The sequence below is a fragment of the [Actinomadura] parvosata subsp. kistnae genome (genome assembly GCF_900323885.1).
Classification (GTDB): domain Bacteria; phylum Actinomycetota; class Actinomycetes; order Streptosporangiales; family Streptosporangiaceae; genus Nonomuraea; species Nonomuraea composti.
Map to the genome: position 1 here is coordinate 1723610 of NZ_OOHJ01000022.1, position 21126 is coordinate 1744735.

Annotated in this window: 19 protein-coding genes; 9 read left to right on the forward strand and 10 right to left on the reverse strand. The window is 70.5% G+C overall.

All coding sequences use genetic code 11. The features are described from left to right. Positions 1–69 precede the first annotated feature (69 nt). The 5 genes from KIS93_RS50525 to betA are packed head-to-tail and all read left to right on the forward strand — an operon-like array spanning position 70 to position 6566. Entirely contained in the window at positions 70–1110 is a 1041-nt protein-coding gene (locus KIS93_RS50525; RefSeq protein ID WP_230465530.1) for a quaternary amine ABC transporter ATP-binding protein, read from the forward strand. After that, entirely contained in the window at positions 1107–3023 is a 1917-nt protein-coding gene (locus KIS93_RS50530) for an ABC transporter permease (RefSeq protein WP_080042386.1), read from the forward strand. Before KIS93_RS50525 ends, KIS93_RS50530 begins: the two co-directional genes overlap by 4 nt. Then, positions 3020–3997 (forward strand): ABC transporter substrate-binding protein, encoded by a 978-nt coding sequence (locus KIS93_RS50535; protein ID WP_080042387.1) that lies wholly within the window; start codon positions 3020–3022, stop codon positions 3995–3997. The genes KIS93_RS50530 and KIS93_RS50535 overlap by 4 nt, the downstream gene beginning before the upstream one ends. A gap of 38 nt (positions 3998–4035) precedes the next feature. Then, a complete protein-coding gene (locus tag KIS93_RS50540; protein WP_246005487.1) occupies positions 4036–4938 on the forward strand; it encodes an ABC transporter substrate-binding protein in 903 nt (300 codons plus the stop codon). Then, complete coding sequence (gene betA, locus KIS93_RS50545) at positions 4935–6566, forward strand: choline dehydrogenase (RefSeq protein ID WP_155128450.1); 1632 nt, start codon at positions 4935–4937, stop codon at positions 6564–6566. The genes KIS93_RS50540 and betA overlap by 4 nt, the downstream gene beginning before the upstream one ends. A 13-nt stretch (positions 6567–6579) precedes the next feature. Here the strand turns inward: betA and KIS93_RS50550 are convergent, their stop codons facing one another. After that, the gene (locus KIS93_RS50550) at positions 6580–7350 is read right to left on the reverse strand and encodes a TetR/AcrR family transcriptional regulator (RefSeq protein ID WP_080047187.1); all 771 of its coding nucleotides are present in this window, start codon (positions 7348–7350) and stop codon (positions 6580–6582) included. Between the two features lie 78 nt (positions 7351–7428). On the opposite strand from KIS93_RS50550, the gene KIS93_RS50555 reads away from it, so the two are divergent. Both KIS93_RS50555 and KIS93_RS50560 read left to right on the forward strand, forming a co-directional pair. After that, positions 7429–8367, forward strand: a complete 939-nt coding sequence (locus KIS93_RS50555; protein WP_080047188.1) for an ATP-binding cassette domain-containing protein — start codon at positions 7429–7431, stop codon at positions 8365–8367. Further along, positions 8364–9176, forward strand: coding sequence for an ABC transporter permease (locus tag KIS93_RS50560; RefSeq protein ID WP_080042388.1), 813 nt, complete (start codon positions 8364–8366; stop codon positions 9174–9176). Before KIS93_RS50555 ends, KIS93_RS50560 begins: the two co-directional genes overlap by 4 nt. Before the next feature lie 9 nt (positions 9177–9185). Here KIS93_RS50560 and KIS93_RS50565 read toward each other — a convergent pair whose 3' ends face one another. Next, on the reverse strand, positions 9186–9635 hold the full coding sequence (locus tag KIS93_RS50565; protein ID WP_186404887.1) for a MarR family winged helix-turn-helix transcriptional regulator: 450 nt from the start codon (positions 9633–9635) through the stop codon (positions 9186–9188). 74 nt (positions 9636–9709) lie between these two features. Between KIS93_RS50565 and KIS93_RS50570 the strand changes: the two genes are divergently transcribed. Beyond that, positions 9710–10510 (forward strand): nitroreductase/quinone reductase family protein, encoded by an 801-nt coding sequence (locus tag KIS93_RS50570; protein ID WP_080042389.1) that lies wholly within the window; start codon positions 9710–9712, stop codon positions 10508–10510. 88 nt (positions 10511–10598) lie between these two features. Here the strand turns inward: KIS93_RS50570 and KIS93_RS50575 are convergent, their stop codons facing one another. The 7 genes from KIS93_RS50575 to KIS93_RS50605 form a co-directional block, all read right to left on the reverse strand. Further along, positions 10599–11177: a GTP-binding protein gene (locus tag KIS93_RS50575; RefSeq protein WP_230465534.1), complete on the reverse strand. Its 579-nt coding sequence runs from the start codon at positions 11175–11177 to the stop codon at positions 10599–10601. After that, positions 11158–11520: a DUF742 domain-containing protein gene (locus KIS93_RS50580; protein ID WP_080042390.1), complete on the reverse strand. Its 363-nt coding sequence runs from the start codon at positions 11518–11520 to the stop codon at positions 11158–11160. The genes KIS93_RS50575 and KIS93_RS50580 overlap by 20 nt, the downstream gene beginning before the upstream one ends. Before the next feature lie 26 nt (positions 11521–11546). After that, complete coding sequence (locus KIS93_RS50585) at positions 11547–11969, reverse strand: roadblock/LC7 domain-containing protein (protein ID WP_043616017.1); 423 nt, start codon at positions 11967–11969, stop codon at positions 11547–11549. 21 nt (positions 11970–11990) lie between these two features. Then, entirely contained in the window at positions 11991–14834 is a 2844-nt protein-coding gene (locus KIS93_RS50590) for a sensor histidine kinase (protein WP_186404888.1), read from the reverse strand. A 252-nt stretch (positions 14835–15086) separates the two neighbouring features. Further along, positions 15087–17312, reverse strand: coding sequence for a [protein-PII] uridylyltransferase (locus KIS93_RS50595; protein ID WP_080042392.1), 2226 nt, complete (start codon positions 17310–17312; stop codon positions 15087–15089). Positions 17313–17412: 100 nt separating this feature from the next. After that, positions 17413–17751 (reverse strand): P-II family nitrogen regulator, encoded by a 339-nt coding sequence (locus KIS93_RS50600; RefSeq protein WP_080042393.1) that lies wholly within the window; start codon positions 17749–17751, stop codon positions 17413–17415. Then, a complete protein-coding gene (locus tag KIS93_RS50605) occupies positions 17748–19100 on the reverse strand; it encodes an ammonium transporter (protein ID WP_080042394.1) in 1353 nt (450 codons plus the stop codon). Before KIS93_RS50605 ends, KIS93_RS50600 begins: the two co-directional genes overlap by 4 nt. 210 nt (positions 19101–19310) lie before the next feature. Here KIS93_RS50605 and KIS93_RS50610 point away from each other — a divergent pair, with 210 nt between their 5' ends. Continuing rightward, positions 19311–20237 (forward strand): ABC transporter substrate-binding protein, encoded by a 927-nt coding sequence (locus tag KIS93_RS50610; protein WP_080042395.1) that lies wholly within the window; start codon positions 19311–19313, stop codon positions 20235–20237. 122 nt (positions 20238–20359) lie between these two features. Here the strand turns inward: KIS93_RS50610 and KIS93_RS50615 are convergent, their stop codons facing one another. Then, the gene (locus tag KIS93_RS50615; RefSeq protein ID WP_186404889.1) at positions 20360–21121 is read right to left on the reverse strand and encodes an MOSC domain-containing protein; all 762 of its coding nucleotides are present in this window, start codon (positions 21119–21121) and stop codon (positions 20360–20362) included. Between the last annotated feature and the right edge of the window lie 5 nt (positions 21122–21126).

Below are 21126 nucleotides of genomic sequence, written 5' to 3' on the forward strand. Positions count from 1 at the left end.
GACAGTCACGGCGTTGAGAATCGCGCCATTGGCGACATATGTTGAGCGACGTCAAACGAGGAGGCGAGTGTGGGAGTTTCTCCCGACAACGCGGCAATCACCGTTGCGGGCCTGTGGAAGATCTTCGGCTCCAAGGCACAGAAAGTGCTGGACAGCGAGGACAGACACCTCGATCCCGCCGCGCTGAGGGAGAAGACCGGCTGCACCGCCGCCGTACGAGACGTGAGCTTCGAGGTACGCCCCGGCGAGGTCTTCGTCGTCATGGGCCTGTCGGGCAGCGGCAAGTCCACCCTCGTCCGCTGCCTGACCAGGCTCATCGAGCCGACCGCCGGCGAGATCAGGATCGGCGGCGAGGACATCCGCGCCGCCTCGCCCGCCCGCCTCCGGGAGATCCGCCGCCACCAGGTCAGCATGGTCTTCCAGCACTTCGGCCTGCTCCCGCACCGCAAGGTCATCGACAACGTGGCGTACGGGCTGGAGATCCAGGGCACCCCCAAGCCGGCCAGGCACGCGCGGGCGGCGGAGATCCTCTCGCTCGTCGGCCTCGACGGCTACGCCGACGCCTACCCCGACCAGCTCTCCGGCGGCATGCAGCAGCGGGTGGGGCTGGCCAGGGCGCTGGCCGTGGAGCCCGAGGTGATGCTGTTCGACGAGCCGTTCAGCGCGCTCGACCCGCTGATCAGGCGCGACATGCAGGCCGAGGTCGTGCGGCTGCACCGCGAGGTCGGCAAGACGATGGTGTTCATCACGCACGACCTGTCCGAGGCGCTCAAGCTGGGCGAGCGCATCGCGATCATGCGGGCCGGCGCGATCGTGCAGCTCGGCACCGCCGAGGAGCTGGTGGGCGCGCCGGCCGACGACTACGTGGCCGACTTCGTCCGCGACGTGCCCAGGAGCCACGTGCTGACCCTGCGCTGGATCTCCCGCGACCCCGAGCCGGGCGAGTCGCTGGACGGCCCCGAGCTGCCGGCCGGCACGCTGATCAAGGACGCGCTCGGCGCCGCCTCCGCCTCGTCCCGGCCGATCAAGGTGGTGGACGGCGGCGAGCTGGTCGGCGTGGTGGACCGGGTGGACCTGCTCGCCTTCCTGTCGGGGCAGGCCGCGGCATGAGCAGCGCGGCGGTGCCGACGCCGTCCCGGCTCGCGGGCCTGCCGCGGTGGGTGGCGCCGGCGGGGGTGGCGGTGCTGTTCGTGGCGGCCTACCTGGTCTTCCGCGGCACGGCGACGCTGCCGCACGACAAGGAGGCGCCGCAGTTCCTGGCCGTCACGGAGCTGCGCGAGTGGATCGACGACCACCGCAACGACAACCCGCTCTTCCTGTACTTCCTCAACTACATCCGGCTCTTCGTGGGCTCGCTCTACGACCTGTTCGAGACCGTCCTGTACGGGCTCGGCTGGCCCGGCATCACCGGGATCATGGGCGCGCTGGCCTGGCTGGCCGGCGGCTGGCGGATCGCGTTGCTGGCGGTCGGCGGGGTCAGCGCGTTCGGCGTGCTGGGCCTGTGGGGGTCGAGCGTGGACACGCTGGCCCTGGTCGCGGTGGCGGTGCTGCTGTCGCTGGCGATCGGGATCCCGGTGGGCGTCTGGGCGGGGCTCTCGGGCCGCGCGCGGCGGGCGATCACTCCGGTGCTGGACGTCATGCAGATCATGCCGACGTTCGCGTACCTGGCGCCGCTCGCCCTGTTCTTCCACATCGGCGCGCCGGCCGGGGCGATCGCGACGATGATCTACTCGATCCCGCCCGCCATCCGCATCACGGCGCTGGCCGTCTCGGAGGTCTCGCCCACGGCGGTCGAGGCGTCCGCCTCGCTGGGCGCCACGCGCCGCCAGACGCTGTTCAAGGTCTACCTGCCGCTGGCCAGGTCCACGATCGCGCTGGCGATCAACCAGACGATCATGATGGCGCTGTCCATGGTCGTCATCGCGAACCTGATCTCGGCGCCCGGGCTAGGCGGCGACATCATCCGCGGCCTGTCCAGGGCCCAGGTCGGCATCATGCTCCCGGCCGGCATCGCCGTCGTGGTCATGGCGGTGGTGCTCGACCGGATGATGATGGCGCTGGCCCGCCGCGACCCGCACGCGAAGCTGCGCCGGACCGACCTCGCCGCCGCGGGCGTGCTCGCGGCGGCCGGCCTGGCGCTCATCCCCGTGCTGCCGAAGGTCTGGCCCGAGAGCCTGACGATCAACATGGTCGCCGAGGTCAACGACGCCGTGCACTGGGCCGAGACCAACTGGTACGCGGTGACCACCTGGATCAAGGACACCACCTCCCACCTCCTGCTCAACCCCCTGGAGTCGCTGCTCACCACGGCCCCGTGGTGGCTGGTCGCGCTGGCCGTGCTGGCCGTCGCCTGGCGGGTCAGCGGCGCCCGCCCCGCGCTGGTCGCGCTGGGCTGCCTGCTGGCCATCGCGCTGCTCGGCGTGTGGGAGCACACCATGCAGACGATGACCACGGTCGCCGTCGCGGTGCTGGTCACGCTCGTCATCGGCCTGCTGCTCGGCGTCGCCGCAGCCCGCTCGCCGCGCTGGTCGGCCGTGCAGCGGCCGCTGCTCGACGCCGCGCAGACCATGCCCGCGTTCGTCTACCTGCTGCCCGCGCTGGCATTGTTCGGGACGACCAGGTTCACCGCCATCTTCGCCTCCGTCATCTACGCGGTGCCGCCGGTGGTGCGCCTGGTCGAGGACGGCATCAAGGCCGTGCCCGCCACCGTCGTCGAGGCCGCCGCCTCCGCCGGCTCCACCCCCGGGCAGCTCCTGTGGAAGGTGCAGCTCCCGATGGCCCGGCAGGCGATCCTGCTGGCGGCCAACCAGGGCATCGTGATGACGCTGGCCATGGTGGTCGTCGGCGGCCTGGTCGGGGCGGGCGCCCTCGGCTACGACGTGGTCACCGGATTCTCCCAGCGCACCGACTTCGGCATGGGCTTCGTCGCCGGCATCGCGACCGTGCTCCTCGGAGTCATGCTCGACCGCATCACGCAGGGCGCCGACAGGCGCCCGTCCCCCCGAAAGAGGAAGTTCACATGAAGATTCGCCTGCTCGCAGGCCTCGTCGTGCTGGGGCTCGCCGCCGTGGGCTGCGGCGGGGCCAAGGTCGACAGCGGCACCACCGGCTCCTCCGCCCCCGCCGCCGGCTCCAGTGCCTCGGCGTCCGGCGCCGGCACCGTGAAGATCGCGATCAACCCCTGGGTGGGGTACGAGGCCAGCGCGAACGTCGTCGCGTACCTGCTGAAGAACGAGCTCGGCTACACCGTGGAGCTGCCCGAGATCAAGGAGCAGCTCGCCTGGGAGGGCTTCGAGACCGGCGACGTGGACGTCATCATCGAGAACTGGGGTCACCCCGACCTGAAGAAGAAGTTCATCGACGAGAAGAAGGTCGCGCAGGTGGCCGGCTCGACCGGCAACAAGGGCGTCATCGGCTGGTACATCCCCAAGTGGATGGCCGACGAGCACCCCGACATCACCGACTACAAGAGCCTCAACAAGTACGCGAGCCTGTTCAAGACCTCCGAGTCGGGCGACAAGGGCCAGCTGCTGTTCGGCGACCCGTCGTACGTCAGCAACGAGGAAGCCCTGATCAAGAACCTCAAGCTGAACTACAAGGTCGTCGTCGGCGGCAGCGAGGCGGCCCTGATCAAGAGTGCCCAGCAGGCGCAGGAGCAGAAGAAGCCGCTGCTGTTCTACTTCTGGGACCCGCACTGGCTGTTCAGCAAGACCGACCTGGTCCGGGTCAACCTGCCCGCCTACACCGAGGGCTGCGACGCCGACCCGAAGAAGGTGGCCTGCGACTACCCGGAGATGGACCTCGACAAGATCGTGAGCACGAAGTTCGCGCAGACCGGCGGCAAGGCGTACGAGCTGGTCAAGAACTTCCACTGGACGAACGAGGACCAGAACGCCGTGGCCGACGACATGACCAACAACGGCATGACCGGTGAGCAGGCCGCCAAGAAGTGGGTGGAGGCCAACACCGCCAAGTGGCAGGCGTGGATCCCGAAGTGATCGCCTCCCGGTCGCGCGCGCTCTGCGGGCTGCTCGTCGTGGCGCTCCTGCTGGGGGGCTGCTCCAGCGGTGAGCCGGAGACCGCGGCGAGCGCCAAGGGGACGGTCAACATCGACATCCACGGCTGGATCGGGTACGAGGCGCAGGCCGCGGTGCTGGCGTACCTGCTGGAGCACGAGCTGGGATACAAGGTCAACAAGCGGACCGCGAAAGAGGACCAGTCCTGGAAGGATTTCGAGACCGGCAAGGTCGATGTGATCGTCGAAAGCTGGGGTCACAACGACTTGAAGAAGGAGTACATCGAAGAGAAGAAGGTGGCGCTGTCGGCCGGGCTCACCGGCAACAAAGGGGTGATCGGGTGGTACGTGCCGGAGTGGATGGCCAAAAAGTACCCCGACATTACGGACTACCGAAACCTCAATAAGTACGCCTCCCTCTTCCGGACCGAAAAAACCGGAAATGCCGGACAGGTGCTCGACGGAGATCCGACATTCGTGACGAATGACGAGGCTCTGGTCAAGAACCTCAAGCTCAATTACCGGGTCGTCTACTCGGGCAGCGAGGCCGCGCTCATCAAGGCCGCCCAGGCCGCGACGAAGAATCGGACACCGCTGCTCATGTATTTCTACGAGCCGCAATGGCTGTTCAGCAAGGTCAAGCTCGTCAAGGTCGCCCTCCCGCCCTACGCCGTGGGCTGCGACGCCGACCCGGCCACCGTCGCCTGCGACTATCCGCCGTACCTGCTGGACAAGATTGTCAGCCGGCGGTTCGCGGAGCGCGGCGGGCAGGCGTACGAGCTGGTGCGCAACTTCACCTGGACCAACGACGACCAGAACGCCGTGGCCGCCGACATGGTCAACGAGAAGCTGAGCGCCGAGGACGCCGCCGAGCGGTGGGTCCAGGAGAACAAGATCGTGTGGAAGGACTGGATCCCCCGTTGAGGTTCGACTACGTCATCGTGGGCGGCGGCTCGGCCGGCTGTGCCCTGGCCAACCGGCTGAGCGCCGACCCCTCGACGTCCGTGCTGGTGCTGGAGGCCGGGCGGCCCGACTACCTGTGGGACGTCTTCATCCACATGCCGGCCGCGCTGATGTTCCCCATCGGCAGCCGCTTCTACGACTGGAAGTACGAGTCCGAGCCCGAGCCGTACATGGACGGGCGGCGCATCTATCACGCCCGCGGCAAGGTGCTGGGCGGCTCCAGCAGCATCAACGGCATGATCTTCCAGCGCGGCAACCCCCTCGACTACGAGCGCTGGGCCGCCGACCCCGGCATGAAGCACTGGGACTACGCGCACTGCCTGCCGTACTTCAAACGCATGGAGAACTGCCTGGCCGACCCCGGCACCGACTTCCGGGGCGGCGCGGGCCCGCTCAAGCTGGAGCGCGGCCCCGCGCGCGGCCCGCTGTTCGAGGCGTTCTTCGAGGCGGTGCAGCAGGCCGGGCACCCGCTGACCGACGACGTCAACGGCTACCGCCAGGAGGGCTTCGCCGCCTTCGACCGCACCATCCACCGGGGCCGCCGCCTCAGCGCCGCCCGCGCCTACCTCCACCCCGTCCGCCGCCGCCCCAACCTGACGGTCAGGACCCGCGCGTTCGTGGAGAAGGTGCTCTTCGAGGGCACCCGCGCGGTGGGCGTGCAGTGCGACGGCAAGCGCGTCGACGCCAAGGAGGTCATCCTCTGCGGCGGCGCCATCAACACCCCGCAACTCCTCCAGCTCTCGGGTGTGGGCCCGCGCGCCCTGCTGGAGCCCCTCGGCATCAAGGTCGTGCACGACCTGCCGGGCGTCGGCGAGAACCTTCAGGACCACCTGGAGGTCTACGTCCAGCACGCCTGCAAGCAGCCCGTCTCGCAGCAGCCCTCCCTCGCCCTGTGGCGCCGCCCCTTCATCGGCGCCGGCTGGCTCTTCCTGCGCCGCGGCCCCGGCGCCACCAACCACTTCGAGGCCGGCGGGTTCATCCGGTCCAACGACGACGTCGCCTACCCGAACCTGATGTTCCACTTCCTGCCGATCGCCGTCCGCTACGACGGCTCCGCCCCCGCCGGCGGGCACGGCTACCAGGTGCACATCGGCCCCATGTACTCCGACGCGCGCGGATCCGTCCGCATCACCTCCGCCGACCCGCGCCGCAAGCCCGCCCTGCGCTTCAACTACCTGTCCACCGAGCAGGACCGCCGCGAATGGGTCGAGGCCATCAGGCACGCCCGCCGCATCCTGTCGCAACCCGCCTGGGCGGACCTCGACGGGGGCGAGCTCTCCCCCGGCCCGTCCGTCCAGACGGACGAGGAGATCCTCGCCTGGGTCGCCAAGGACGGCGAGACCGCACTCCACCCGTCGTGCACCTGCCGCATGGGCACCGACGAGCAGTCCGTGCTGGACCCGGAGACGATGCGCGTGCACGGCGTGGACGGCCTGCGCGTGGTGGACGCCTCGGCCATGCCGTACGTGACGAACGGCAACATCTACGCCCCGGTCATGATGCTCGCCGAGAAAGCCGCCGACCTCATCCTCGGCAACACCCCGCTGCCGCCCGAGCCGGTGGAGTTCTACCGGCACGGGCGGGCGTAGCGCCCCACCGGGGCTACTGGCCGGCCTTGCGGCGGTTGACCAGGGCCTCGATGCCGTCGAGCACGCGTTGCAGCCCGAACTCGAAGGCGTGCTCCGGGCTGTAGGCCGCGTTCAGCGCCTCGCCCGCGGCCTGCCCGACCCGGGCGGCCGTGGGGTAGCGGGTGGTGTCGGCGATCCGGCTGAGGAAGGGGGCGTGCGCGGCCCACCACTGCTCGTCGGTCAGCCCCGTCAGGCTCTCCGCCTGCGCCGCCTCCACCGCGCCCCTGGCCGTGCCGTGCACGAAGCCGGTGATCAGGGTGATGACGGAGTCCATCTCCAGGTCCGACAGGCCGATGCCGTCGACGGCGGCGAGCTCGTAGTCGTACTTGGCGGTGACGTTGGGGCCGAGCACCGGGCGGTTGGCCGCCACCTGGAGCAGCCACGGGTGGCGCAGGTAGAGGGCCCAGTTCTCCCTGGCGATCTGCTCCAGCCGGCCGCGCCAGCCGCCCGGCACGTCGGCGGGCCTGGCGGTCTCGCCGTAGACGGTGTCGAGCATGACGTCGAACAGCTCCGGCTTGCCCGGCACGTACGTGTAGAGCGACATCGTCCCCACGCCCAGCCGCTCGGCCACCCGGCGCATGGACAGCGCCTGCAGCCCTTCGGCGTCGGCCACCTCAATGGCGGCGCGCACGATGCGGTCGACGCTCAGCTCCGGCTTGCCCTTGCGGCTGGTGCGCTCGCTGGTGCGCCAGAGCAGGGCCAGGCTGCGGGCGGGGTCGCCCTTTCCCGAGTACTCAACAGTCACCTTCGTACGGTACACCGTACGGTTGCCGACTTGGATCGTATTGTGTACGGTACGGCGTACGATTCGGAGGGTGACAGCATGACGGCAGTACTCGCGCAAGGACTGCGCAAGACGTACGGCGACCAGGCCGCGCTGGACGGCATCGACCTCGACGTGCCCCGCGGCACCGTCTGCGGCCTGCTCGGCCCCAACGGGGCGGGCAAGACCACGACCGTGCGCATCCTGACCACGCTCCTTCGCGCCACGGGCGGGCGCGCGGAGGTGGCCGGCTTCGACGTGACCACCCAGCCCCGGCAGGTACGCCGCCACATCGGGCTGGTCGGCCAGCACGCGGCGGTCGACGAGCTGCTGACCGGGCGCCAGAACCTGGAGCTGTTCGGCCGCCTCTACCACCTGAGCGCGGCCGAGGCCCGATCGCGGGCGTCGGAGCTGCTGGAGCAGTTCGGGCTGCGGCACGAGGGGCCGGCCAAGGAGTACTCCGGCGGCATGCGCCGCCGGCTCGACCTGGCCGCCGGCATGATCCTCGCGCCGCCCGTGCTCTTCCTCGACGAGCCCACCACCGGCCTCGACCCGCGCAGCCGCGCCGAGATCTGGCGCACGGTGCGCGAGCTGGTCGCGGGCGGCACCACGGTGCTGCTGACCACCCAATACCTGGAGGAGGCCGACCAGCTCGCCGACCGCATCTCCGTGATCGACACCGGCCGGGTCGTCGCCGAGGGCACCCCGGACGAGCTCAAGTCCAAGCTCGGCGGCGACCGGCTCGACCTGGTCGTGCACGACCCCGCGCACCTGGCGCGGGCCGCCGAGATCATCGGCCGGGCGGCGTCCGGGCCCGCGGAGATCGACCGCGACACCCGGCACGTGAGCGCGCCGGTCAGCGAGCGCGTCCAGGCGCTCACCGGCGTCCTGACCGCCCTGGCCGCGGCCGGCATCGAGGTCGAGGACGTCGCGGTGCGCCGCCCGACCCTCGACGAAGTCTTCCTCAACCTCACCGACACCGCCGGAGGCACCCGATGACGACCGCCGTGGAAGGCCCGCTCACCCGCCTGCACCGGCCACTGGCCGACGGCTGGACGGTCGCCCGCCGCGACCTGATCCACTGGGCGAACCAGCCCATGACGGTGGTGTTCGGGATCGCCTTCCCGATCATGATCACCCTGGCCTTCGGCTACCTGTTCGGCGGCGCCGTACGGGTGCCAGAAGGGGCCGACTACTTCGCCTTCCTCATGCCCGGCATGTACGGCATGACGATGCTCTTCGGCCTGAGCGCCACCATGATCGCGGTCACCACCGACGCCTCCAAGGGCGTCACCGACCGCTTCCGCTCCATGCCCATGGCCCCCTCGGCCGTCCTCATCGGGCGGGCCATCGCCGACCTGCTCAACTCCGTCCTCGTCCTGGCCGGCCTGCTCGCCTGCGGCCTCGCCGTCGGCTGGCGCCCCGCCACGCTCTCCGGCGCGCTCGCAGCCGTCGGCCTGCTGCTGCTCCTGCGCTTCGCCCTGCTGTGGGCCGGCATCTACCTGGGCCTGCTCACCAAGGACCCGGGCGGCGTGGTGGCGATCCAAACCCTGGAGTTCCCGATCGGCTTCCTCTCCAACGCCTTCGTCGCCCCCTCCACCATGCCGGGCTGGCTGGGCGCGGTCTCGGAGTGGAACCCGCTGTCGTCCACGGTCGCGGCGACCAGGCAGCTGTTCGGCAACCCGGGGTGGGGCGGGGAGTCGTGGGTGGCCCAGCACGCGATCCTGATGGCCCTGCTGTGGCCGGCCCTCATCACGACCGTCTTCTTCACCCTGTCCGTACGCCTGTACCAGCGCCTGGACCGCTGACCCGGAGACTCACCCCGACAGTGCCTGCTCGTAGGCGAGCAGTGTGTTCACGAACATGCGGCGCTGCTCGGGGGTGAGCGGCTCCAAAGCCTGGCGCCACGCCTTGGCGCCGTAGCCGAGCCATTCGTTGATCGCGTCCTGGTGCCGGTCGGCGATGCTGACGATGGTGCGGCGCCGGTCGGCGTCGTCCTCGCGGCGGGCCAGTACGCCCTTCCTGCTGAGCTCCCCCACCATGAGGCTGACCGTCGCGGGGGCGACCTCCAGCCGGGCGGCGAGCTCGTTGACCGTCATGGCGCCGTCGAACAGCAGGTAGGCCAGCAGTGACAGGTGCCGGGGGGCGAGCGAGAGCTCGCGCAGTTCCTCCGGCACCTTCAGGCGTTTGGCCCGCCCGACCATGCGGGGCATCAGGAGCAGCAGTGTCCTGATGCCGTCGTCCACGCTCAAGCCGTCAGTTGACATCCCGAATACCTTGCTGTCTAAATTAGCTTTGGTTGCAAAGCAAATACATCTGGGTCCATCCAAAGGATAGTGAGTTGACGGACTTCAACCAGCAGGTGATCGAGGAGTTCCGGGCCAACGGCGGCAAGGTGGGCGGCATGTTCGAGGGCGCTCCCCTCGTGCTGCTGACCACCGTGGGCGCGCGGACCGGGCGCAGACGGACGAACCCGGCCGTCTACCTGCGGGACGGCGAACGCATCCTGGTCTTCGCCTCCAACGCGGGCGCCGCCACCCATCCGGCCTGGTACCACAACGTCCTGGCCGAGCCGAGGGTGACGGTCGAGCTGGGGACGGCGACGTTCGCGGCCAGGGCGGTGCCGCTCGATGGGGAGGAACGCGACCGCTTGTACGCCCGCCAGGCCGCCCTCGACCCGGCCTTCGCCGCGTACCAGGAGCAGACCGAACGGGTGATCCCCGTCGTCGCGCTCTACCCTGAGCGGGAGCGGCTGCGGGCGTTCGGGGACGAGCTGGTCAGGATCCACGCCCATCTCAGGGGCGAGCTGGCCAGGCTGCGGGCCGGCGAGGCGGGCGCCGGCGACGACCTGCGTACGCACTGCCTGGCCTTCTGCGAGGCGCTGACCTTCCACCACTCGGGCGAGGACCGGGTGGCGTTCCCGCACCTGGAGCGGCTGTTCCCGGAGCTGAAGGCGGCTCTCGACCGGCTGCGCGAGGAGCACGGCGTGCTCGCCCGGCTGGTCGGGGAGCTGCGCGCGGCCTCCGACCCGGCGACGCTCGACCGCGTCGCGACGGAGATGGAGGCCCACTTCGCCTACGAGGAGGAGCGGCTGGTGCCGGTGCTCAACTCCCTGGAGGAGGTGCCCTGGGCCGTGCGCTAGTGGACGGCCGTGGCGCGCAGGCGTACGAGGAGGTGCCCGGGCCGTACGCAAGCGGACGGCCGTGGCGCGCAGGCGTACGAGAAGTGCTCTAGTGGACGGCCGTGGCGCGCAGGCGTACGACGTGCTCGACCAGCGAGATCAGCGTCGCCTTGACCGACTCGCGGTTGCGGGCGTCGGTGCGCACGATCGGCACCTGCGGCGACAGCGCCAGCGCCTCCCTGACCTCCTCGTCGGAGTGCGGGAACTGCCCGTCCCAGCCGTTCACGCCGATGACGAACGGCAGCTTCGCCTCCTCGAAGTAGTCGATGGCCGGGAAGCTGTCGGCCAGGCGGCGCGTGTCGAGCAGCACCACCGCGCCGATCGCGCCGCGCACCAGGTCGTCCCACATGAACCAGAAGCGGTGCTGGCCGGGCGTGCCGAACAGGTACAGGATCAGGTCGCGGTCGAGCGAGAGCCGGCCGAAGTCCATCGCCACGGTCGTGGTCTGCTTGTTCGGCGTCAGACCGAGGTCGTCGATGCCCGCGGACGCGTCGGTCATGACCGCTTCCGTGGTGAGCGGAAGGATCTCGGACACCGCCCCCACGAACGTCGTCTTCCCGACCCCGAAGCCGCCGGCGACGACGATCTTCGTCGACGTCAGACCGGCGCTAGAGCCTGCGTAGTCCACTGAGCACCCTTTCGAGCATGTTGAGGTCTGGCTGTCCCTGGCTGAGGCGTGGCTGGTGCAGGCGGACGAGCCCTTCGTCGGACATGTCCGCCACGAGCACCCTCGCCACGCCCAGCGGGACGCGGAGCAGGGCCGAGATCTCGGCGACCGACCGGAACGACCTGCACAACTGCATGATGGCCTCCTGCTCGGGGGTGAGCAGGGCCATCTCGTCGTCCGGGATCGACATGGACGAGATCAACGTCTCCATCGCGAGGTGATAACGCGGCTCGGATCTGCCGCCTGTCACCGCGTAAGGACGGAACAGGGGCTCTTCGTCCCCGGTCCCGTCAGCGCCGTACACGGCCCTCTCCCATCAGTTCCATCACATCACCGGGTCCTGGCGGCCTGGAGCTCCGCGCGCAGGGCCGGTGTGAGCGCCTGCCCCGCCCTGTCTACCAGCAACGTCATCTGATACGCCACCAGGCCCATGTCACAATCCGGACCCGCCAGAACCGTCAGCACCGACCCGTCGCTGATCGCCATCACCAGCAGCAGGCCGCGCTGCATCTCCACGACGGTCTGCGTCACCGCGCCGCCCTCGAACACCCTGGACGCACCCACGGTCAGGCTCAGCAGGCCGGCGGAGACCGCGGCGAGCTGGTCGGCCCGGTCCGGAGGGAAGCCCTCCGAGGCGGCCAGGCAGAGCCCGTCCGCCGAGACCACGACGGCATGCGCGACTCCGGGCGTGTTGCGTACGAAGTCGGTGATCAGCCAGTCGAACCTGTGCGCCTCATGGCTAAGGGTTGTCACGCATCCTCCCCGGCGGGACGCTTACTCACTTCGTTCCTCCTGTCCACGTACTTCCTGGCGACCCCGGCGGACACCCTGTTGGAAGCTGGCCATCCTGCTGCGCATCCGGTCGGCTGAGACCGGGGGCGCCGGCGCCTGCCGCTGCGGCTGCTGCGCCGGCGCGGGCTGGCTCGCCGTGCCCGGCACCAGGTTGGCCTTCGGGGTCCGCTTGGGGAGCCCGGCGGCGGTGATGCCGCCGAGGCTGGGCTCGCTGGCTTTGGCCGCCGCCTGCCATCCGGCATCCGCGGCCGTCCGCCACGCTTCCTCCCCAGAGGGTACGGCTTGCGCGGAGCCGGACTCACCACCAGGCCCGTCCGCGCCGGGCCGCTGGGGCCCGCCCTCGCCCGGTGGCCTGCGGAACCAGGCCGACTCCACCGAGGCGAAGATCGGCAGGAACTCCTCCTGCTCCTGGTCGAGCGGCGACACGTCCACCGACGGCGCGGGATCCGGCTGCCGGACGTCGTTCGTCGGGTACGCCGGCGGCGGAGTCTGGAACGCGCCATTACCAGACGGTTGCGAAGGCGCGCTCGGGAACGAAGGGTAGGACCCGGAGTCCTGCGGGAGCGGCCGGCCCCGGTAGGAGCCGCCGTCGGTGTCGGCGGTGAACCCGTTGACGCCTCCGTTGATGCCCGTGGCACCGGGGTCGGAGTTGAACGCCCCGCGCCTGGGCAGGCCGGGCGTGCTGTCGTAGGTCCGCGGCGCGTGCCTGCCGGGGCCGGCGGTGGGGGGACCACTGGCGAAGGAGCCGCTGTCGAAGGGGGACGCGGGCTCCGAGGGCGGTCCGGCGTGCCGCGGGCGGCCGTTCTCGACCGGCGGCGGTCCCTGCCTGGCGGGGCCGCCGTCGAAGGAGTCGAAGCTGCCGAACGAGCGGAACGTCCCGTTCGGGCTGGGCGGCGCGAACGGGCCGGGCTGGCTGGGCACGGTGCCGCCGCCGAACGCGGGCCGCTGCGGCAGCGGCTGCTGCTGCGTCCCGTCGGCGATGAGCGTGGGCGGCAGCAGCACCATGGCGATCAGCCCGGCGCCCTCGCCCTTGCGCAGCTGCACGCGGATGCCGTGGCGCAGCGCCAGGCGGCCGACCACGAACAGGCCCATGCGGCGGGAGACCGACACGTCGACCACGGGCGGCTCGGCCAGGCGGCGGTTGGCCTCGGCCAGCTCCTCCTCGGTCATGCTGATGCCGGTGTCGCTGACCGACAGCAGCGCGCCGCCGCCCTCGATGAGGCTGCTGGTGACGGTGACCTGGGAGTTGTTCGGGGAGAACTGGATGGCGTTCTCGACCAGCTCGGCGACCAGGTGGACGAGGTCGTTGGCGCAGCTCCCGAGCACGGACGTGGCGCGGTGCACCTTCACCTGGACGCGCTCGTACCCCTCGACCTCCGACAGGGCGGCGCGGACGACGTCGACGAGCTTGGCCGGCTGGCTGCGCCGGCGGGTGGCCTCGTGGCCGGCCAGGACCAGGAGGTTCTCGGAGTTGCGGCGCATGCGGGTGGCCAGGTGGTCGAGCTTGAACAGGTCGGCCAGCCGCTTGCCGTCCTCCTCGCCCTTCTCCAGGCCGTCGATCAGCGAGATCTGCCGCTCGACCAGCGTCTGGGTGCGGCGGGAGAGGTTGACGAACATCGAGCTGATGTTGCTGCGCAGCTCGGCCTCCTCGCCCGCGAGGCGGACGGCCTGCCGGTGCACCTGGTCGAAGGCGCGGGCCACTTCGCCGATCTCGTCGTTGCCCTCGACCTCGATGGGCGCGACGTCGCGGACGGTCGTGTCGCCGCTGACGCGCAGCTGGCGCACCACGTCGGGCAGCCGGAAGCCGGCGACCTCCAGCGCCTCGGTGCGCAGCCGGCGCAGCGGGCCGACCATGGAGCGGGCGATGGCGACGGTGAGGAGCAGCACGACGATGAGCAGCGCGACGATCAGGATGCCGGCGATGATCGCGTTGCGGGTCTCGGCGGAGCGCAGCTCCTGGCTGCGCAGGCCGACCCGGCCGGCCAGGTCCTTCTCGATGCCCTGCAGCACCTCGATGGCGGCGGTGTTCTCGTTGAACCAGTCCTCGCGCTCGGCGCGCGCGGAGATGAGGTTGTCGGTGATGCGGGCGCCCGGCTCGCGGCTGCTGACCAGCGTGATCGCGCGGGCCTTGGTGAGCTGGACGTTGACGTACTCCCGCTTGGACGTCAGCGCCTTGGACAGCTCCAGGCCGATCTCGACGCCGGCCTCGGCGCCGACGGAGGCGATGTCGGCCTGCTGGCGGGCGTTGGAGGCGATGAAGTCCTCGACGTCCTTGGCGTCCGTGTTGTTCGGGTTGTACGAGTTCTGGATCAGCTGGACGCGCTGGCGGGACATCTCCTCCTTGGCCGACGCGAGCGCGCTCAGGGCCCGGAACCCACCGATGATCTGGGTGTCGTCGGACAGCAGGGCCAGCTCGTCGTGCAGGTTGAGCAGGGTGTCGGTGAGGAAGTTGTACCGGATGGTCTCGGTCTGGCCCTCGTCCCTGATCTTCTTCAGGCGGCTCAGGTCGTACTTCGCCTGGGCGGCGGCCTTGACCACGCGCGGGCCGTAGGAGTCGTCCATGGTGGCGAGGTCGGCGCTCACGGTCTTGACCAGCGTGTCGACGGCGGCCTGGCGCTGCTTGTAGGCGGCGGCGAGCTGCTTGCGCATCGCGCGGTTGGCGCCGATCCAGCCGCCGGTGTCACGCTCCAGGCCGAGTGCCTGGACGAGGTCGCGGATGTGACCTGCCTGCTCCGTCGCGGTGGCGGTGCGGTCGTAGACGTCGATGCTCTGCACCGACTCCACCACTCGTGTTCCCCCGAGCACGACGGCGGCGATGGTGGGCACCAGGATGAGGGCGGTGAGCCGCCACCTGACGCGCCAGTTCCTCAGCCCCAGACGCGACAGCGGCCGCTTGCCGCGGTCCTGTCGCGCGGCTGGGCCACTGCCCGAATTCCCCGTAGTCACCGCTCCCGCTACCCCTCAATCGTCCCGTTCGCAACGGGTCATAAGCCGTCCACAAGGTATCCGCAGCATCTGACTTAACAGGCATATCGGACACAATTGTTACAAACGTGACCGGTAGTTGTGTGCTGTTGGTTATCGCAGTGCGGCAAGGACTTGATCGCGGACTTGTGCCCTTTGCGCGTCGTCGCTGAGGGGGCGACCAGCGCGGTCCACAACGTAGAAGACGTCCACTGCCTCCGCGCCGAGAGTCTCTACGCGAGCGGCCCTCACGTCAAGACCGCACTCGCCGAACGCCCGCCCGATGCGCCACAGGAGTCCCGGCCTGTCATGGGCCCTGACTTCCACCACAGTGGCGGTCGCGGAGGCGTCGTCGACCAGCGTCACCCGAGGTGGAGCCACGGGTACGCGCGGCGGCCTGACCGAGCGCGTCCGGCGGGCCAGCCGCTGCTCGATGTCAAGACGCCCAGCAAGGACGAGACGGAGGTCGGACTCCAGCGTCGCCGGGTCCGGCGGGGAGCCGTACTCGGGGATGACCGAGAACTCGATCACCGCCGTGGACCCCGCGGAGGCGGACGAGGCGGAGCGCACGACGAGCCGGTGCGCCGACAGCACGCCGGCCGCGCTCCACAGCAGCCCCACCCGGTCGGGGGCGACGACCGTGACCGCGCCGCCGTTGACGCGCACGGCGCCGCCGCCGTGCCGGGCCAGCGCGGCCTGCTCGGCCGAGAGCGTCGGCGGCTTCGGCGGCGGCGAGCCCGCCAGCACCGACCTGACCCGGCGGACGAGGTCGGCCACCAGGCCGGCCTTCCAGGAGTTCCAGGCCGCGGGGCCGGTCGCGTTGCCGTCGGCGACCGCCAGCGCGGCCAGCAGGTCGAGCACCTCGCGGGAGCCGACGGTCGCGGCGACCTTCTCGATCGTGACCGGGTCGTCGAGATCTCTGCGCGTGGCCGTCTCGGGCAGCAGCAGGTGGTGGCGGACGACGGTGGCCAGCGTCTCGACGTCGTGCGGCGGCAGGCCGATCCGGGTCGCGATGTCGCGCACGACGACCTCGCCCGTCGCCGAATGGTCGCCCGGCCAGCCCTTGCCGACGTCGTGCAGCAGCGCTCCGATGAGCAGCAGGTCGGGGCGGGAGACCTCGCGCGTGTGGCTGGCGGCGTTCGCGGCGGCCTCGATCAGGTGGCGGTCGACCGTGAAGCGGTGGATCGGGTTGCGCTGCGGGCGGTGCCGTACGCGCTCCCAGTCAGGAAGCAGCTTGACAAGGATGCCCGCCTGGTCCAGCTCCTCCCACACGGGCACGGCGGCGCGGCCCGCGCCGAGGATCGACACCAGCGCGTCACGGGCCTCCTCCGGCCACGGCACCGGCATCGGAGCCGACTGAGCTGCGAGGACGGACACCGTCGCGGGCGCGAGCGGCAGCCCCGAGTCGGCCGCCGCGGCGGCGGCGCGCAGCACCAGCACCGGGTCCTTGCGCGGGTCGACGCCGCGGGCGAGCACCACCTCGCCGCCGTGCTCGACCACGCCGTCGGCCAGCGGGCGGCGCCCGCGCGGGGCCGGCCCTGACACCAGCCTGTCAACGGTGCGCCAGGTCGCGTCGAAGGCGTGGGAGATCGTGCGGCCGGCCTCGGCGAGCCGGCGCATCAGCGCCTCGGCGTCGAGCAGGCCGAGCAGCCCGGCCACCGCGTCCTGCTCCTGCAGCACCAGCCGGTCGGTGCCGCGGGCGGTGACGACGTGCAGCGCGTGCCGCACGTCGAGGATGAACTCGTACGCCTCCCGCGCCCGCGGGCCGGGCGCCGAGGCGACCCAGGCGGCGGCCACGGCCTGCATCGCCTGGACGTCGCGCAGCCCGCCGCGCCCGTCCTTCAGATCGGGCTCCAGGAGGAAGGCCAGCTCGCCGCTGACCTGGGCCCGCTTGTCGGCTGCCTCGCGCAGCTCGCCGAGCCTGCGCCGGGAGTCGGCGCGCCATTCGGCCAGCACCGCCTCCCTGGCCTTCCTGGTCAGGTCGGGGTCGCCGGCCACGTGCCTGGCCTGGATGAGGCCGAGCACGGCCTTGAGGTCTTGTCTTGCGACCGAGACGGCCTCTTCGACCGTGCGTACGGAGTGGTCGAGGTTGACCGCCGAGTCCCAGATCGGATACCAGATCCGGTCGGCGATCCGCGCCACGTCGGCCCGGCCGTTGTGCAGCAGCACCAGGTCGAGGTCGCTGCCGGGCGCCAGCTCTCCCCTGCCGAGGCTCCCGACGGCCACCAGTGAGACGTGGTCGCCGTCGCTCGCCGTGCGGAAGAGATCCTTGAGCCAGCGATCGGTGTCCGCGGTCCGCTCCTTGCGGGCCGCGGCGTACGAACGGGCCTCTCCCCTCACTGTCGTGCCCCCTTGCCGAGCTCCGCCAGGACGCCGTTGTCCTGGCTTCGCCACGGATCCATGAAGAACCTGTTCACCCGGACACCTTTGGCCGGCCTCATCACAGGGCTTCCGGACCCCTCTCTCCGGTGCGCACCCGGATGACCGTGTCGACAGGAACGGACCAGACCTTGCCGTCGCCGATCTTGCCGGTGTGCGCCGCCTTGACGATGACGTCGATCACGTCCTCGGCGTCATCCTCGTCGGCGAGAACTTCCAGCCGCACCTTCGGCACCAGGTCCACCTGGTACTCGGCGCCGCGGTAGACCTCGGTGTGGCCGCGCTGGCGGCCGTAGCCGCTCGCCTCGCTGACCGTCATGCCCTTGATGCCGAACTGTTCGAGTGCGGCCTTCACGTCATCGAGCTTGAAGGGCTTGATGATCGCCGTGATGAGCCTCATGCGTCCACCTTCTTAGGAGCCGGGGCGGCGGGGCCGTTGGAGGAGCTCACGCCCGAGGCGTAAACGGTGCCGAGGTCGTAGCCGGTCTCGGCGTGGGTGGCGATGTCGACGCCGGTGACCTCGGCCTCCTCGCTGATGCGGAAGCCCATGGTCTTGTCGATGATCTTACCGATCACCCACGACATCACGAAGGAGTAGCCGCCGACCGCGACCGGGCCGAGCACCTGGAGGCCGAGCTGGCTGATCTGCCCGCCCTCGATCAGGATGCCCTTGTTCTGGCCGGGCAGGAACGGGTAGGCCGCGACGAAGCCCAGCGCGACGGCGCCGATGACACCGCCGACCAGGTGCACGCCGACCACGTCGAGGGAGTCGTCGAAGCCCAGCTTGTACTTCAGGCCCACGGCGTAGGCGCAGCCCACGCCGGCGAGCAGGCCGATGACGACGGCCGCCCACGGGTCCACGAAACCACAGGCGGGCGTGATGGCGACCAGGCCGGCCACCGCGCCGGAGGCGACGCCGAGCGTGGTCGCGTGACCGTCGCGCAGCTTCTCCACCACGAGCCAGGCGCCGGCGGCGACGGCCGTGGCGACCTGGGTGTTCATGAACGCCAGACCGGCGGTCTGGTCGGGGGCCAGCTCGGAGCCGGCGTTGAAGCCGAACCAGCCGAACCACAGCAGGCCGGTGCCGAGCAGCACCAGGGTCAGGTTGTGCGGCCGCATGGGCTCCTTGCGCCAGCCCTGGCGCTTGCCGAGGACGAGGGCGAGCGCGAGCGCCGCGGCACCGGCGTTGATGTGCACGACCGTGCCGCCGGCGAAGTCCTCGATGCCGAGCTGCGTCAGCCAGCCGCCGCCCCAGACCCAGTGGGCCACGGGGAAGTAGACGACCGTGGCCCACACCAGGGAGAACAGCACCCAGGCGCCGAACTTGGCCCGGTCGGCGATGGCGCCGCTGATCAGCGCGACGGTGATGACGGCGAACGTGAGCTGGAAGGCGGAGAACACCATCAGCGGGAAGTTGTCGGCGGCGGCGGCCTCGGCCGTCACGTTGCCACCCTCGACGATCAAGCCCTCATAGACAGCGTTGAAGACCCCGCTCAGACCGACGTAGTCGAGCCCTCCGATGATCTGGTTGATACCGCCGCCTTCGCCGGCGGTGTCGAACGCTAGGGAGTAGCCGTAGAGGACCCAGGCGATCGTCACGACGATGATGGCGACGAACGACATCATCATCATGTTGAGAACGCTCTTGGCCCGGGTCATACCCCCGTAGAAGAACGCGAGGCCCGGAGTCATCAGCAGCACCAGGGCGGTGCAGACCAGCATCCAGGCGGTAGTGCCGCTGTCGATCATCGAAGCGACCCTCCTTCTTACATGTGACGTGTGGCCACAGCGTGTTCGCCTGGGGTTTCGTGGCTCGACCAGGCGTGTTTCACATTCGTGAATCTCGCCGCGCGGGTGTTTCGCGTTCGTTTCGGGCTTCTCACAGGGCCGTTTTTGTCGTCGCTAAATCGGACATGCGATACTTAGGCTTGCCTTACCTAAGCGATCAAGGACTACTTCATGCGCCTCCGCCTGGCCATCGCCGCCATGCTCCCCCTGTTGACGCTGACCGCGTGCGGGACCTCGACCACCACCCAGGACGCCGGCCCCACCAGGACCGTCAAGCACGCCATGGGCGAGACCAAGGTGCCCATGACCCCGAAGCGCGTCGTCGTGCTCGACACCGACAAGCTCGACACGATGGTCTCCCTCGGCCTCACCCCCGTCGGCGCGGCCCAGGCCCAGGAGAACCAGACCTGGCCGGAGTACCTCGGCCCCTCCCTGGCGGGCACCAAGCCGGTCGGCACGCTCCAGCAGCTCAACATCGAGGCCATCATGGCGCTCAAGCCCGACCTCATCCTCGGCTCCAAGTTCCGGCAGGCCGCCTTCTACGACAAGCTCTCGAAGATCGCCCCCACCGTGTTCACCGAGAAGGTCGGCATCACCTGGAAGGAGAACTTCCTGCTCGACGCCGAGGCGCTGGGCAAGAAGGACCAGGCGCAGCAGCTCCTGTCCGCCTACGAGATGCGCGCCAAGCAGGTCGGCGCCAAGTTCTCCAAGCTGCAGGTCGGCATCGTGCGTTTCATGCCGACCGAGATCCGCCTGTACGGGCCGGAGTCGTTCAGCGGCATCGTCCTGGGCGACGCGGGCATCCCGCGGCCGCAGGCGCAGCAGCTCGCCGACCAGGAGGACAAGCGCTTCGGCAAGATCAGCCAGGAGAACATCGCCAAGGGCGACGCCGACGCGATCTTCTACACCGCGTACGGCGAGGCGGCGGCCAAGTCGCAGGCCGAGGTCACGGCCGGGCCGCTGTGGAAGAACCTCAAGGCGGTCAAGGCGGAGCACGCCTTCAACGTGGACGACGAGATCTGGATGACCGGAATCGGCGTCACGGCGGCCGGCAAGATCCTCGACGACCTCGACAAGTACCTGACGCCGCTCGTCTGAGCCGCCCTCATGGGCGCCGCTCGTGCGCGCCGCACCGGGGGGCCATCACGGGGGGCCGTCACGGGGGCCCATCACGGTGCGACGTCACGGTGCGGCGTCCCGGTGCGGCGTCCCGGTGCGGCTCAGGCGAGCCGTACCTCGTCGCCCTTTCTGATGACACCGGGCCGCAGGACCCGCGCGTACACCCCCGCGCACGCCTGCGGCCCCACGTCGAACACCGGCACCCGGTTGTGCCTGGCCACGGTGCGCAGCGCGTCGGTGTCGCGCTCCAGCTCCCCGTGCGCCAGCGTCGGCACCGCGCAGCGCGGGCTGGCCACGATGACGTGCAGCACGACGTCCGCGCCGACGTGCAGCTCCCGCCCGGCCCAGTCGTTCTCCACGAACCCGTCGGGCTCGGTGGCGATCACCAGGTTCGGCCGGTAGCGCAGGGCCTCGACGTGCCCGCGCGGGCCGAGCGCGCCGATCCGCTCTACGGTGGAGGTGGTGATCAGGTGGAGCGGCGCGAAGTCGAAGAACGTGCCCTCGGGCGAGCCCGCCCCGATCGTGGTGATGGTGTGCGGCACCTCGGCCTCGATGCCCTCGGCCAGCACCCGCTCCGGCACCGACCGTTCCAGCTCGGCGCCCTCCGGCGGCACGTCGATCACCCGGACCTCGCGTCCGAGCAGCTCGGACAGCGTGGCGTCGTCCGGCACCCGCGCGCCCTCGACGGTCAGCAGCGCGCGCCAGAGCCGGGGGTTCTTGGCGCTGGCGATCTTCCCGGTGGCGACGTCGAGCACGGCGCGCGCCCGGTCCCCGGCGAGCCCCCGCTCGGTCACCGGGCTCTCGTCGACCTCTTCCCCCAGCATGGATTTGACCGGATATCGGCGCAGTGTCTCGACCCGCATGCCGA

Coding starts and splice junctions, on each gene's coding strand:
- KIS93_RS50530 (WP_080042386.1), top strand. CDS start 1,107: ATGAGCAGCGCGGCGGTGCCGACGCCGTCCCGGCTCGCGGGCCTGCCG.
- KIS93_RS50535 (WP_080042387.1), top strand. CDS start 3,020: ATGAAGATTCGCCTGCTCGCAGGCCTCGTCGTGCTGGGGCTCGCCGCC.
- KIS93_RS50555 (WP_080047188.1), top strand. CDS start 7,429: ATGACGGCAGTACTCGCGCAAGGACTGCGCAAGACGTACGGCGACCAG.
- KIS93_RS50560 (WP_080042388.1), top strand. CDS start 8,364: ATGACGACCGCCGTGGAAGGCCCGCTCACCCGCCTGCACCGGCCACTG.
- KIS93_RS50565 (WP_186404887.1), bottom strand. CDS start 9,635: ATGTCAACTGACGGCTTGAGCGTGGACGACGGCATCAGGACACTGCTG.
- KIS93_RS50600 (WP_080042393.1), bottom strand. CDS start 17,751: ATGAGGCTCATCACGGCGATCATCAAGCCCTTCAAGCTCGATGACGTG.
- KIS93_RS50605 (WP_080042394.1), bottom strand. CDS start 19,100: ATGATCGACAGCGGCACTACCGCCTGGATGCTGGTCTGCACCGCCCTG.
- KIS93_RS50610 (WP_080042395.1), top strand. CDS start 19,311: ATGCGCCTCCGCCTGGCCATCGCCGCCATGCTCCCCCTGTTGACGCTG.
- KIS93_RS50615 (WP_186404889.1), bottom strand. CDS start 21,121: ATGCGGGTCGAGACACTGCGCCGATATCCGGTCAAATCCATGCTGGGG.